Below are 14,402 nucleotides of genomic sequence, written 5' to 3' on the forward strand. Positions count from 1 at the left end.
TGTCTTTTTAATTATTCATTAAAAGAACCGATATTTCTAAATTTGTCATAGCGATCATCTATGATTTGTTGTTCATTAAACGCACTTAATTCATTCAAATGTTTTAAAAATGCACTTTTTATATTTTGAGCTTGCTTTTCAATATCATGATGAGCGCCACCAAGTGGTTCTTTTAAAACTTCATCGGCAATTTTCAATTCATATAAATCTTCTGCAGTAATCTTCATTGTTTCCGCAGCTATTTGTGCTAAATTACTATCTTTCCATAATAATGCAGATGCACCCTCTGGTGAAATTACAGAATATGTGCTGTTTTCCAGCATTAATAAACGATTCGAAATGCCAAGACCTAAAGCGCCACCGCTTCCACCTTCACCAATTACAACCGCAATGACTGGCACTTTAAGTGCTGCCATTTCGATAAGGTTTTTAGCAATAGATTCACTTTGACCACGTTCTTCTGCTGCTTTCCCTGGATAAGCTCCTTTTGTATCGATAAATGTAAAAATAGGTCTATTAAATTTTTCAGCTTGCTTCATTAAGCGTAAGGCTTTTCTATATCCTTCAGGATGCGCCATACCAAAGTTACGATAAATATTATCTTTAGTATCTTTCCCACGTTGTTGACCAACAACTGTAACTGCTTGGCCATTTAAATAGCCAATACCGCCAATCATAGCTGGATCATCTCGGAAATTACGATCACCATGTAACTCAATAAAGGAATCAAAAATATGAGGTATATAATCTAGAGATGTAGGTCTTTCTTGTAAGCGCGCTAATTGTACTCGATCCCATGGCTTTAAATGAGTATATACCTTTTGTGTTTCACGCTCTAATGAAGCCTCAAGCATATCAATTTCTTCCTGTAAGTCCACGTCATTTTTTTCTTGTGATTCTTTTAACGATTCAATTTTGTTTTTTATTTCAAAAAGTGGCTTTTCAAAGTCAAGCATTCGTTTTCACCTCTTGGTGCATTTTTAAAATATTAGATAGTGTTACTTTCATTTCTTTTCTATGTACAACTTTATCTAATTGTCCATGCTCTAATAAAAATTCAGCAGTTTGGAAGTCGTCAGGTAGCTTTTCATTAATCGTTTGTTCAATCACTCGTCTACCAGCAAAACCAATAAGTGCTTTAGGTTCACTTAAATTAATATCACCAACTGAAGCAAAGCTTGCCGATACACCACCTGTTGTTGGGTTTGTAATATACGAAATATATAGCAATCCATGATCCATATGTCTTTTTAAAGTGACACTGGTTTTACCCATTTGCATTAAAGATATGATACCTTCTTGCATTCTAGCGCCACCACTAGCAGAAAATAGGATGAACGGTAAACGATGCTCAGTACAATATTCTATAATTCTACATATCTTTTCACCAACCACTGAGCCCATGCTACCCATTCTAAATCTAGCATCCATCACAGCTACGCCAAATTCAATACCTTCTAAATGTGCTGTACCAGTAACAACAGCTTCATTTAACTCTGTTTTTTGTTGATCTTTTTGAATTTTTTCTTCATAACTTGGAAAATCCAATGGATTCGCAGAGGTCATTCCTTTATCAAATTCTGTGAATGTACCTTCATCAGAAATGGCTTCAATTCTTTTATACGCTGTTAAAGCGATGTGATAATCACAATTGAAACATACATTTAAATTTTCAGCTAATTCTTTAGTATACATGATCTTCTTACATTTCGGGCATTTTGTCATAATTCCTGCTGGAACATCACTTTGTTTTGAATCGGAAACAGTCACATACTTTTTCTTTTTACTACTTCTATTGAAAAAATCTTTAAACATTTTAAACCTCCACTTAACCATTACTGTCTTCCCAATATTATAAACACAATATTTTGAGATCAGTATTCATGAATATTATTTATCTAAATCTGTTAATTTCATTGTTTTATTATAAATTTCTTCTGGGTCCATATCTGTTCTTGCTACCCCTGTTTCCATTGCTGCTTTTGCAACTTCTCTAGCAACAGAAGGTGCCACACGTTTATCAAATGGACCAGGAATACAGTAATCTGGATTTAATTCTTCTGGTTTAATTAAATTTGCAATTGCTTCTACTGCAGCTTGTTTCATCTCTTCATTTATATGCGTAGCTTCTACATCTAATGCACCTCTAAAAATACCAGGAAATGCAAGGACATTATTGATTTGATTTGGATAATCCGAACGACCAGTTCCAATTACTTTAGCACCTGCTTCTTTTGCTACATCAGGATTGATTTCAGGATTCGGATTTGCCATAGCAAATATAATTGGATCTTTAGCCATTGATTCAACCATTTCTTTTGTTAACAAATCGGCTACAGAAACGCCAATAAATACGTCAGCATCTTTTATGACATCATTTAACGAGCCTTCTACTTTATCTCTGTTTGTCCATTTAGCTACAAATGCTTTTGTATCATTCATACCATAAGAACGACCTTCGTAAATAGCACCTTTGGAATCACACATAATCATATCTCTAACACCATATGAATAAAGCAATTGAACAATTGCCATACCTGCTGCACCTGCTCCGTTAAGTACCACTTTTATATCAGATAATTCTTTATCAATAATGCGCAGTGCATTAATCATACCTGCAACTGTTACAATTGCAGTACCATGTTGGTCATCATGAAAAACAGGTATTTTTGTTTCTTTTTTTAAACGCGCTTCAATTTCAAAACAACGTGGTGCAGAAATATCTTCAAGATTAATGCCACCATAGTTTGGTTCTAATAATTTTACCGTATTTACAATTTCATCTGTATCCGTAGTATTTAGTGCAATCGGCACACCATCAATGCCTGAAAAACTTTTAAACAAAACTGCTTTCCCTTCCATTACTGGAATACTAGCTTCTGCACCAATGTTGCCCAATCCAAGTACAGCTGTACCATCTGTAACAACCGCGACTGTATTTGCTTTCATTGTATATTCAAATACTTTTCTAGGGTCTTCATGTATTTCTTTACATGGTTCAGCTACACCGGGTGAATATGCCAAACTTAGCTCTTCTTTATTGGTCACTTGAACTTTTGGTGTAACTTCTAATTTACCTTGATTAATTCTATGCATTTCTAGTGCGTCGTCTCTTAATGTCATGTAAACCTACCCCTTACATTCAATAATTTTAATCAGTCATATATATTTTTATTACAATCTAACAAAAATTACAAATGTTATCGTTAGCATTAAATCATAAGCACATGTTGTATGATAACTTTTGTAATAAAAACATATATTTTACATGTAGTATTTAAACTATCATTTAATATAAACTGATGGTAAGTATCAACTTAACCATCAGTTTACTATATCATAGTTTATAGACTTGATAAAGTTAAATTATCCTTATATCCCATGGTGAAAACTTGGCTATTAGCGTTTCAATTTTTTCATTTTTACGTGTTATAAAACCTATAATTTTAAATTGATTTTGGTTTTCTTGAAAATATTTCACTGGGATGTCATCTGCCGTTGCTTGTAAATTTAACTGCTTTTTTATTTCTGATAAATCTTCTATATTTCTAATGATTATTTGTTTTGCATTTGCTAGTTTATTACTTTCAAACGACGCAACACTTTCTATTTGGTTAATAATAAGTTGTTTTTTATTATTTCTATATTCAAATTTACCTTTCACAATAAGTGTATCTGTCTTGTTTAAGTATATTTCGAATTTTTTATATGCGTCTGGGAACACTACCCCATCTAAATTATTAAGTCCATCATTTAACGTAATAAATGCCATATTTTGTCCGTTTTTAGTACGAATACGTTTTAACTGGTCGATTTGAATAAAGATAGGTTGATTATCTCTAGCATTATTAAGCTTATAAATACCAAGATATTGTTTTTCTTCAAATGCCTTCTCTACAGGATGTGTCGAGACATAAAACCCTAAATATTCTTTTTCATAATCACTTAGTACTTGATCTGGTAATTCTTCTTTGTCTTCATAAGATGTTTTTGGGGTCAATACATCAAAAATAAAATCATCTTGTTCCACATTGGATACGTCATCTAACACTTGATCAATCGCATGCAATAACGTCGCTCTATTTTTACCAAATGTATCAAAAGCCCCGACTAATATTAATGCTTCAAGTAATTTTCTACTCTTTATTCTTTTAGGTATACGACGTGTAAAATCAAAGAAATCTTTATATATACCATTACTTTTTCTTTCATCAACAATAAGTTTAACACTCTGATAGCCGATGCCTTTAATTGCGCCTAAAGATAGATAGATACCTTTGTTGCTTGCTTTATAAAACCAATGACTTTCATTAATATTGGGTGCCAATATATTTAATTGCTGATGTTTCGCTTCATCGATCATTTGTGCTGTCTTCTTTTCACTACCAATTGAATTACTTAGGATATTGGCATAAAAATAATTAGCATAATGTACTTTTAAATAACTCATAATATAAGCTATTTTGGAGTAACTCACCGCATGTGCACGTGCGAAGCCATAATCTGCAAATTTTAAAATCAGATCAAAAATTTGTTTGCTTAATCGTTCATCATACCCGTTACTTAAAGCACCTTCCACAAAGTGTTGTCGCTCACTCTCTAATACTGCACGATTCTTTTTACTCATCGCACGTCTTAATATATCTGCTTCACCATAACTAAAATTAGCAAACTTACTCGCAATTTGCATAATTTGTTCCTGATAGATAATAACACCATACGTTGTTTTTAATATAGGCTCTAAGTCTTTATGCAAATATTGTACTTTTTCAGGAAAGTGTCTCCTAGTAATATACGTTGGTATTTCTTCCATAGGTCCAGGTCTATACAAAGAAGTTACAGCTACAATATCTTCAAATTGTTCTGGTTGTAATTTTTTCAATACATTTCTTATACCATCAGATTCTAATTGGAATACACCTGTTGTATCACCATGTGAGAGTAACTGAAATACTTTTGAATCATTAAAAGGAATGGCTTCAATATCTATATCAATGTTCATATCTCTTTTCACTTGCTTAACGATTTGATGAATAATAGATAAATTTCGTAAACCTAGAAAATCAATTTTCAACAGACCAATACGTTCCGCTTCGGTCATAGTCCACTGTGTCAGTATGCCAGTATCACCTAAAGTTAATGGTGTATACTCATATAAAGGGTGGTCGTTTATAATGATCCCTGCTGCATGTGTTGACGTATGTCGTGGTAGACCTTCTAATTTTTTACAAATTTCAAACCAGCGTTCATGCCGATGATTTCTATGCACAAATTGTTTAAATTCCTTTTTCTCATATGCTTCATCTAATGTAATGCCTAATTTATGAGGGATTAAAGATGAAATTTCATTTAATGTTATTTCATCAAAACCCATAATCCGACCGACGTCTCTTGAAACTGCCCTTGCTAATAAATGACCAAACGTCACTATACCAGAAACATGATTATTGCCATATTTTTCCTGTACATATTTAATCACTTTTTCTCTATGTGTATCTTCAAAATCAATATCAATATCTGGCATAGTAACACGCTCAGGATTTAAAAAACGCTCAAATAACAAGTTATATTTAATGGGATCAATCGTCGTAATATCTAATAGGTAACTAACTAAAGAACCAGCAGATGAACCACGACCTGGCCCAACTAATACATCATGCGTTTTAGCAAAATGTATTAAATCACTTACAATTAAAAAATAGTCTTCAAAACCCATGCGTGTAATAATTTCATATTCATGATTAAGCCTTTTAGCATATCTTTGTAGTGACGCTTGGGATAGATTTAACTGTTTCAAATTTTGTTGAAGCATCTCATAAAGATAATCTTTAGACGGCTGATTATTTGGTGTTTTAAATTTAGGTAATAATGATTGATGATATTGTAGTTCGGCATTACAAATGGTTGCGATGTAATTTGTATTTTGCCAAATACGCTCACTAACATGGAATGTATCTAAATCAGCTCTACTAAACATATGTGCGTTGTAATCATGCACTTCTTTAACTAAATCTAATTTCTCATTATTTTTTATAGCAGCTAATGCCGTTAAAGTATCCGCATCATCTTCATTTAAATAGTTTGTACTTTGTGCCCACACGACCGGAAAATCTAATCCTTGTTGGCTATTGTGATTTACAAATATATCTTCATTACCAATAAAATTTTGTAATATGCTTTGGTGTGAATCATTTACATCTTTAAATATGACAATCAAATGATCAATATATTTATTAAGCCACTCTAAGGGCGTTTCAGACTTTTCTTTCATTTTAATTGCAGACGATAATTTAAATAAATCTTTTAGACCTTGATTATTTTTAGCAAGGACAATGGTTTCAACTGAAGCTAAACCATCTGTGAGATAAATTGTCATACCAAATATTGGATGAATATTTGCTGCTAAGCACGCGTCGTAGAATTGGGGATAACCATATAAAACATTTGTATCTGTAATTGCTAATGATGTGTAACCTTCTTTCGTTGCTTTCGCAATGACATCTTTAATTTTAATACTTGAATTCAATAAGTCATACGATGTATGAACGTTTAAATGCGCAACCATCAGCAAATACCTCCCAAATCTTACAATTTATTATTTAATGCTTGTGCTAATTCTTCAAATTGTTGCCAATCTGCAACGGAAACACCAGATGCATTCGGATGGCCTCCACCACCAAATGCATTAGCAATATCATTAATGACGATACCTTTAGAACGAATGCGACATCTAATTTCAGTTCCTTCATCTACCGCAAAAACCCATATTTTCAATCCTTGAATATCAGCAATCGCATTGACAAACAGCGAAGCTTCATTCGCTACAATATCAAATTTTTCTAGTACATCTTTTGTGATTTTCACCTTACAAAAACCTTTATCATTTAAATCAAAATTTTGTAAAACATAGCCTTGAAATGGCAATAATTTAGGATCTTTTTCACCCAATTTATTCAATTCTTGTTGATGATTAAATGAATATTTTAATAATTGGCTTGCGACTTCCATCGTATGTGGTGTTGTATTATTAAATAAAAAACGCCCAGTATCTCCAACAATACCTAAATACAATACTCTTGCTACAGAATCATCAATCAGAGATTGATCGTTAAAATGACTTATGAAATCAAAAATAATCTCACTCGTTGATGATGCTTCATCATTGACATAATTTATATCTCCATATTGGTCAACTGCTGGGTGATGATCAATTTTAACAAGACGTTTGCCAGTATTGAATCTATGGTCACTGATTCTCGGTGCATTAGCAGTGTCGCATACGATAACCAATGCTTCGTTATATTGGTCATCACTAATATCATCAAAAGTACCGATAAAATCAAGCGACGGTTCTCCTTCTCCAACTGCAAAAATATTCTTTTCTGGAAATTTAAGTTTTAAGTAATATTTCAAGCCGAGTTGCGACCCATAAGCATCTGGGTCTGGTCTCACATGTCTATGTATAATTACTGTTTGAACCGCTTTTATTTCATCCATAATTTGATTAAATTCCATCGTCATTTTATATCTTCCTTTTTATAATTTATATATACTCTTTAATCTATCATCTGACAAATGATCATTGCTTTTGCAACATGTTTACCATCACTTGTCATCGTTACCTCTAATTTAGCAAAATTTCTACCTACATCTAACATATCATAATGTACATTAATTTCAGATTCAATTTGCACAGTCTTAATGTAAATGATATTTAAACTTTCAATCATTACTTCAAGTTTCTTTAATTTCCGCATTTCATAACGAACGGTTTCTTCAATAATTGCTACAAAAACCGCTTTACTCAATGTGCCAAATTGATTTGTAAGTAAAGGCGAAGTTTGTACTTGAATATCATCATTTGCAATTGTAATATGTTTAGCTACTTGATCATTAATGGTTTCACCTACTTGTGGCTGACGACTCAGCAATTGCATTGCTGTTAATACATCTTTTCTGGTAATTACACCTATTAATTTTTTGCTTGGTGAAATCACTGGTAATAATTCAATACCTTCCCAAATCATCATGTGTGCACAATTTGCAACAGTAGTTGAAAGCTGTACATTGAGTGGAGACTTCGTCATAAAATGTGCTAAAGTATCATTGTCATCCATTTTGATTATTTCTTTACTTGTGATAATACCAACTAAACGCCAATGTTCATCAATAACCGGGAATCTGGAATGTCCTGTGCGTTTTGCTTTTTCTTTGTAATCGTGCAAGGTCATATTATCAAAAACCACAGTATCTTCATTCACTGATTTAACTATGTCTTCAACGACCAATATTTCTTTCCGAATCATTTGATTATACATCGCTCTATTAATAATATTTGCAACTAAATATGTATCATAATTAGATGACAGTATCGGTAAATCATGTTCATCGGCATATTTGATTATCTCATTAGACGTTCTGAAACCACCAGTAATCAATACTGCGCTTCCTCTTTTCAATGCGGCCAATTGGACATCTTTACGATTTCCTACAATCAATAATGTGTGAGGACTTAAATACTTTACCACATCTTCAATTTCCATTGCGCCAATCGCAAATTTTGATAATGTCTTAATAAGGCCATTTCTTCCTCCTAATACTTGTCCATCAATTATTTTTACAATTTCTCCAAATGTAAGTTGTTCAATTTGTTCACGTGATTTCTTTTCTATTCGGACAGTACCAACTCTATCTATTGTTGCTACTAAACCAATTCTACCGGCATCTTTAATCGCACGATACGCTGTCCCCTCAGAGACATTTAAATCTTTCGCTATTTTTCTAACAGAAATTTTTTGTCCTACTGCTAAAGATTCGATATAAGATAAAATTTGCTCATGCTTTGTCATTTTAATAACCTCATTTTTGACATTTTCTATGATATTATAACTTTTTATAGCTAAAATTGCGATTTAATCACTTAAAAAATATATTTTAACTATAATTATGACATATATTCAGTAATATATTAATATTTATAAAACTTTTTACTCTGTTACTATGAAAATATATAATTTTTAATTTGATTTGTGATAAACTCTAATTAGAATAGAATTAAGGAGGGATGGAATAATGTTTAAAAATATTTTACTCGGTGTTGATACCACACTTAAAAATGAAAAAGCGCTAGAAGAAGTTTCAAAATTAGCTGGTGAAGGTACTGTTGTAACAATTCTTAACGCAATCAGTGAACAAGATGCACAAGCATCGATTAAATCTGGTGTTCATTTAGATAAACTTGTTGAAAAACGTAGTAAAGGTTTAGAAAATACACGAAATACGCTCGATGAATATGGCATTAAATATGATGAAATCATTGTTCGTGGTAATGCTAAAGAACAATTGGTAAAAGAGGCAAATAGTGGTAAATATGAAATTGTTGTACTTAGTAACCGTCGTGCTGAAGCCAAGAAAAAATTCGTGCTAGGTAGTGTGAGTCATAAAGTTGCTAAAAGAGCAAGCATCCCTGTGCTTATTGTAAAATAGCATAACACTTAATATGACTCTAATAGTCACCTCATTGCATCAAACGATCCAATTCTATAAAACCAAAGAAAACGCCAATTCCTCTAAAATCCTAGTAGAAATTGGCGTTTTTGTTTTATCCAAGATTTTTTATGTCACAATCACTTTAAAGTTGGACTGCATCACCTGGATTTAATATCTGTACTTCACCTTCTGAAACAGCTGACTTGAAATCTTCTGGATTTTGTTTAATCAAGTCAAATGTATTGTAGTGAATTGGTACTGTAATTTTAGGTTTAATGAACTGATTAATTGCAAAACTAGCATCATCAATGCCCATTGTGAAATTATCACCAATTGGAATAAAACAAATGTCAACTGGATGACGTTCAGCAATTAATTTCATGTCACCAAATAATCCTGTATCACCAGTATGATAAATCGTCTTGCCTTCTATTTCTAAAATTAGCCCCATCGGCATACCTAAATATACGGGAATACCATTGTCATCAGTCAAGCTAGAACTGTGAAACGCTTGTACAAACTTAACCGTTCCAAAATCAAATTCTGCTTTACCACCAATATTCATAGGTCTAACATTTTCAACATTTTTAGTAGTCGTTAAATAATCACCTAATTCAGCTGAACCAATAACTGTTGCATGGTTTCTATTTGCTAATTCAACTGTATCACCAAAATGATCGCCATGACCATGTGTTAAAATTATATAATCTACTTCTAAAGTTTCAGCATCTAAATCAGATAAATCGTTTCCCGTAATAAATGGATCAACAATTACTTTTTTGCCATTTGCTTCAAAATAAATCGTTGATTGTCCATGAAAAGATAATTTCATATCGATAATTCCTCCCATAAAACTATTTATTTTATATATACCACAATGATTAATAGTTATAACACACTTTTACCAAAATACGTGTTTATGAACGATAAATTTTTTTATAATTTTAGAAATATACTTTATTTCAACATATTATTTTTGAATTCCTTACACAACTAACATAAAATTAATATAATCATATATTTAGGAGGCAGTAAAATGAAGTTACAACAAGTTATAGAATCATTAAAGTCACAACAAGCTGATGCAGCATGGATTACTACCCCATTAAACATCTTTTATTTCACCGGCTATTTAAGTGATCCTCACGAACGGTTACTAGCTCTTTTAATCAAAGCGAATGGTGATCAAGTTTTATTTTGCCCACAACTTGAAGTTGAAGAAGTTAAAGCTTCACCTTTTGAGGGAGAGGTCATTGGTTACCTGGATACAGAAAATGCATTAGATAAATATCCACATACTTTCAATAAAATATTAGTAGAAGCGGCTCATTTAACTGTACAGCGTCAACGTGAATTAATCGAAGCTTTCAAAGTACAATCGTTCGGTGACATAGATCAAACGATAAAGTCACTACGTAATGTTAAAAGTGAATCTGAAATCGCTAAAATTCGGAAAGCTTGTGAACTAGCAGATAAATGTATAGAAATTGGAGCAGATTTCTTAAAAGAAGGTGTGACAGAACGACAAGTTGTTAATCACATTGAATATGAAATCAAAGCTTATGGAGTTAATGAAATGAGCTTTGATACAATGGTCCTTTTCGGTGATCACGCAGCATCACCACACGGTATACCTGGCGACCGTCAATTACAAAATAATGAATTTGTGTTATTTGATTTAGGCGTCATTTACGAAAATTATTGTAGTGATATGACCAGAACAATTAAATTTGGAAAGCCTAGTTCAGAAGCTCAAAACATTTACGATACCGTATTAAAAGCTGAACAAGCGGCGATTGCTGCAATTAAACCTGGTGTACAAATCAAAGATGTAGACGCTATTGCTCGAAATATTATCACAGATGCTGGTTATGGAGACTATTTCCCTCATCGATTAGGACATGGTCTAGGATTAGAAGAGCATGAATACCAAGATGTTTCTAGTACAAATACAAATGAATTCGTACCGGGTATGGTTGTAACAGTCGAACCTGGCATCTATGTTCCAGGAGTAGCTGGTGTGCGTATAGAAGATGATATTCTTGTTACTGAAAATGGAAACGAAAGCTTAACAGGTTACGAAAAATGATCAAAGAGGCCGTAGTCGAAACAATCCAACAAGTTGAATACGCAATTGAAAATGGTGCAGATCGTATTGAATTATGTGATAACTTACATGTCGGAGGTACCACACCTAGTATTGGAATGATTGAAATTGCTACTGAAATTTGTAAAGCAAATCACGTAGAAATTGCTGTCATGATACGCCCTCGCGGAGGCAACTTTGTATATAGCTTATACGACTTTGAAATTATGCAACGAGATATTAAAGCTATTAAATCATATGATATTGACTACTTTGTTTTCGGTTGTTTAACAGAAGATAATACACTGAACGAATGGCAAATGAAAACTTTAAAACAACTCGCATCACCAATACCTGTTGTTTGTCATATGGCTTTCGACGAAATTCATTTAGAAGGACAGGTAAAAGCATTACACAAATTAATTGAACTAGGTTTTACCAGGTTACTGACACATGGTGGTCCAGCAGAAACTGATATTTTTGATAATTTAAATCAACTTGGTAAATTGGTCGTGAATTCTGGTGGAAATATTGAAATCATGCCTGGTGGTGGTTTAACAAAATCTAATGTTCAAGCGCTCGTTGCTGCATTTCCTTTTCAAGAAGTACACGGTACAAAAATTGTATAGCAGTATCAAATAATCTTATATGACATTCAAATGCTTAACTACAACACAAATTTCATCATATTGTTGACCATTCAGTTTATAATGCTATGAAATTAAACGATTGTTGTGTTCGTGTCACAATATTTAGATTATATTTTACAATTATCATTATTTAAACACATTAAATTTCATAAATTATTTTAAAATCCAAATTAAAAACTGGTAACCTCTACTTTATAGAAGAGATTACCAGTTTTTGTTTGTTATTTTTTATTATTTAAGAGAACTTTCAACATTAGAATAAGGTAAATTCAAAGCTTCACCTACACCTTTATTTGTTAATACACCATTAATTGTATTTAAACCAAATGATAGAGGTTCGTTATCTTGTAATGCTTTTAAGTAACCTTTTCCCGCAATTTGTAATGCATATGGTAACGTTGCATTATTCAATGCAATGGTAGAAGTACGTGGTACAGCACCAGGCATATTAGCCACAGCATAATGTACAACACCATGTTTTTTATACGTTGGATCATCATGCGTTGAAATACGATCAGTTGTCTCGAAAATACCACCTTGGTCTATAGCAATATCCACGATTACCGAACCGTCTTTCATGGATTTTACCATGTCTTCAGTAACTAGATTTGGCGCTTTGGCACCTGGAATTAATACCGCACCGATAACTAAGTCGCTGTTTTTAACACATTGTTCAATATTTAACGGGTTAGACATAATTGTGTGCACACGACCATCAAATAAATCTTCAAGCTCTTGTAAACGCTTAGGATTAACATCCAAAATTGTTACATCGGCACCTAATCCTAATGCTATTTTAGCAGCATTTGTGCCAGCTTGACCTCCACCGATAATCGTTACGCGGCCTTTAGAGACACCAGGCACACCGCCAAGTAAAATGCCCATGCCACCTTTATATTTTTGTAAAAATTCTGCCCCAATTTGAGCAGACATACGCCCTGCTACTTCACTCATTGGCGTTAATAGTGGTAATGATTTATCTGGCAATTGAACCGTTTCATAAGCAATACCTATTACTTTATTATCTAATAAAGCTTGTGTGAGTTTCTTTTCATTTGCTAAATGTAAATAAGTAAATAGTATGAGTCCTTCCTTAAAGTATTGGAACTCTTCTTCTAATGGCTCTTTGACTTTCATAACCATATCCACGTTCCATACTTCAGCTGGTCCATCACCAATTTTCGCCCCAGCCGTAACATAATCATCATCTTCAAAATATGAACCTAAACCAGCAGATTTTTCAACAATGACTGAGTGACCTTGTTCTACTAATGCATGTACACCACTTGGTGATAAACTCACCCTATTTTCATTGTTTTTAATCTCCTTCGGAATACCTATTCTCATTTTATCCACCTCCAAATTTATAGTAACGCGTATTATATGAAAGCGCAATCATAGTTTAGGGTATTTTTACAACATGTATTGAGGGGAATTATGTTAATATTCTGTAAATAGTGGTATAATATAAGCAAGAAGATGAAGGAGGTAATTGTGATGCTAACGTATAAAAATATTTTAATCGCTGTCGATGGATCACATGAAGCTGAATGGGCATTTAATAAAGCTGTAGAAGTAGCAAAACGTAATGACTCTAAACTAACAATCGTCAATGTTATTGATTCAAGAACTTACTCTTCTTATGAAGTTTATGATGCTCAATTTACTGAAAAATCAAAAAATTTCTCAGAAGATTTGTTAAAAGGTTATAAAGAAGTAGCAACAAATGCTGGTGTAACCGCGGTTGAAACAAGACTAGAATTTGGTTCACCTAAAGCAATCATACCTAAAAAGTTAGCAGCTGATGTAGAAGCAGATTTAATTATGTGCGGTACGTCAGGATTAAATGCAGTTGAAAGATTTATCGTAGGTTCTGTGTCTGAGGCAATTGTACGACACTCTCCGTGTGACGTGTTGGTGGTACGCACAGAAGAACTTCCAGAAGACTTCCAACCACAAGTAGCTACAGATGAATTTAGATCTAAGTATCAAGCACACTAACTTTAATATTCGACCTATTTAATAAAAGCATACAGATTTAAAAGAAGAGAGATAGTTTGCACGATATATAGTGTTAAACTATCTCTTTTTATTAATTTTCTTAACATCTATAATTTACTTGTTATCCAATTGTTATATTAAATTCAAATGCGCTTCATATCAGGTAAGTAAAATAA

General features: G+C 32.8%; 12 protein-coding genes. 4 read left to right on the forward strand and 8 right to left on the reverse strand.

Annotation, left to right across the window (positions count from 1 at the left end; all coding sequences use genetic code 11):
• Positions 1–11 precede the first annotated feature (11 nt).
• The 6 genes from HMPREF2586_RS11130 to HMPREF2586_RS11155 all read right to left on the reverse strand — a co-directional run bounded on the left by HMPREF2586_RS11130 (position 12) and on the right by HMPREF2586_RS11155 (position 8,849).
• Entirely contained in the window at positions 12–956 is a 945-nt protein-coding gene (locus HMPREF2586_RS11130; RefSeq protein ID WP_046206870.1) for an acetyl-CoA carboxylase carboxyltransferase subunit alpha, read from the reverse strand.
• A complete protein-coding gene (gene accD, locus HMPREF2586_RS11135) occupies positions 949–1,815 on the reverse strand; it encodes an acetyl-CoA carboxylase, carboxyltransferase subunit beta (RefSeq protein ID WP_070658690.1) in 867 nt (288 codons plus the stop codon). The genes HMPREF2586_RS11130 and accD overlap by 8 nt, the downstream gene beginning before the upstream one ends.
• Before the next feature lie 75 nt (positions 1,816–1,890).
• Entirely contained in the window at positions 1,891–3,123 is a 1,233-nt protein-coding gene (locus HMPREF2586_RS11140; protein ID WP_046206868.1) for an NADP-dependent malic enzyme, read from the reverse strand.
• A 238-nt stretch (positions 3,124–3,361) separates the two neighbouring features.
• Entirely contained in the window at positions 3,362–6,565 is a 3,204-nt protein-coding gene (locus HMPREF2586_RS11145) for a DNA polymerase III subunit alpha (protein ID WP_070658692.1), read from the reverse strand.
• Between the two features lie 20 nt (positions 6,566–6,585).
• Positions 6,586–7,521: a DHH family phosphoesterase gene (locus tag HMPREF2586_RS11150; protein ID WP_070658694.1), complete on the reverse strand. Its 936-nt coding sequence runs from the start codon at positions 7,519–7,521 to the stop codon at positions 6,586–6,588.
• Between the two features lie 35 nt (positions 7,522–7,556).
• Complete coding sequence (locus HMPREF2586_RS11155; RefSeq protein WP_046206865.1) at positions 7,557–8,849, reverse strand: DRTGG domain-containing protein; 1,293 nt, start codon at positions 8,847–8,849, stop codon at positions 7,557–7,559.
• 223 nt (positions 8,850–9,072) lie between these two features.
• Between HMPREF2586_RS11155 and HMPREF2586_RS11160 the strand changes: the two genes are divergently transcribed.
• The gene (locus tag HMPREF2586_RS11160; RefSeq protein ID WP_046206864.1) at positions 9,073–9,486 is read left to right on the forward strand and encodes a universal stress protein; all 414 of its coding nucleotides are present in this window, start codon (positions 9,073–9,075) and stop codon (positions 9,484–9,486) included.
• A gap of 145 nt (positions 9,487–9,631) precedes the next feature.
• Here HMPREF2586_RS11160 and HMPREF2586_RS11165 read toward each other — a convergent pair whose 3' ends face one another.
• Positions 9,632–10,321, reverse strand: a complete 690-nt coding sequence (locus HMPREF2586_RS11165; protein ID WP_046206863.1) for a metal-dependent hydrolase — start codon at positions 10,319–10,321, stop codon at positions 9,632–9,634.
• A gap of 204 nt (positions 10,322–10,525) precedes the next feature.
• Here HMPREF2586_RS11165 and HMPREF2586_RS11170 point away from each other — a divergent pair, with 204 nt between their 5' ends.
• Positions 10,526–11,578, forward strand: a complete 1,053-nt coding sequence (locus HMPREF2586_RS11170; protein ID WP_070658696.1) for a M24 family metallopeptidase — start codon at positions 10,526–10,528, stop codon at positions 11,576–11,578.
• Entirely contained in the window at positions 11,575–12,204 is a 630-nt protein-coding gene (locus HMPREF2586_RS11175) for a copper homeostasis protein CutC (protein WP_070658698.1), read from the forward strand. Before HMPREF2586_RS11170 ends, HMPREF2586_RS11175 begins: the two co-directional genes overlap by 4 nt.
• A gap of 252 nt (positions 12,205–12,456) precedes the next feature.
• On the opposite strand, the gene ald is transcribed toward HMPREF2586_RS11175, so the two are convergent.
• The gene (gene ald / locus HMPREF2586_RS11180) at positions 12,457–13,572 is read right to left on the reverse strand and encodes an alanine dehydrogenase (RefSeq protein WP_046206860.1); all 1,116 of its coding nucleotides are present in this window, start codon (positions 13,570–13,572) and stop codon (positions 12,457–12,459) included.
• Between the two features lie 150 nt (positions 13,573–13,722).
• On the opposite strand from ald, the gene HMPREF2586_RS11185 reads away from it, so the two are divergent.
• On the forward strand, positions 13,723–14,226 hold the full coding sequence (locus HMPREF2586_RS11185) for a universal stress protein (RefSeq protein WP_046206859.1): 504 nt from the start codon (positions 13,723–13,725) through the stop codon (positions 14,224–14,226).
• Positions 14,227–14,402: the final 176 nt, after the last annotated feature.

The sequence above is a fragment of the Staphylococcus sp. HMSC034G07 genome (assembly GCF_001835975.1).
GTDB lineage: Bacteria > Bacillota > Bacilli > Staphylococcales > Staphylococcaceae > Staphylococcus > Staphylococcus ureilyticus.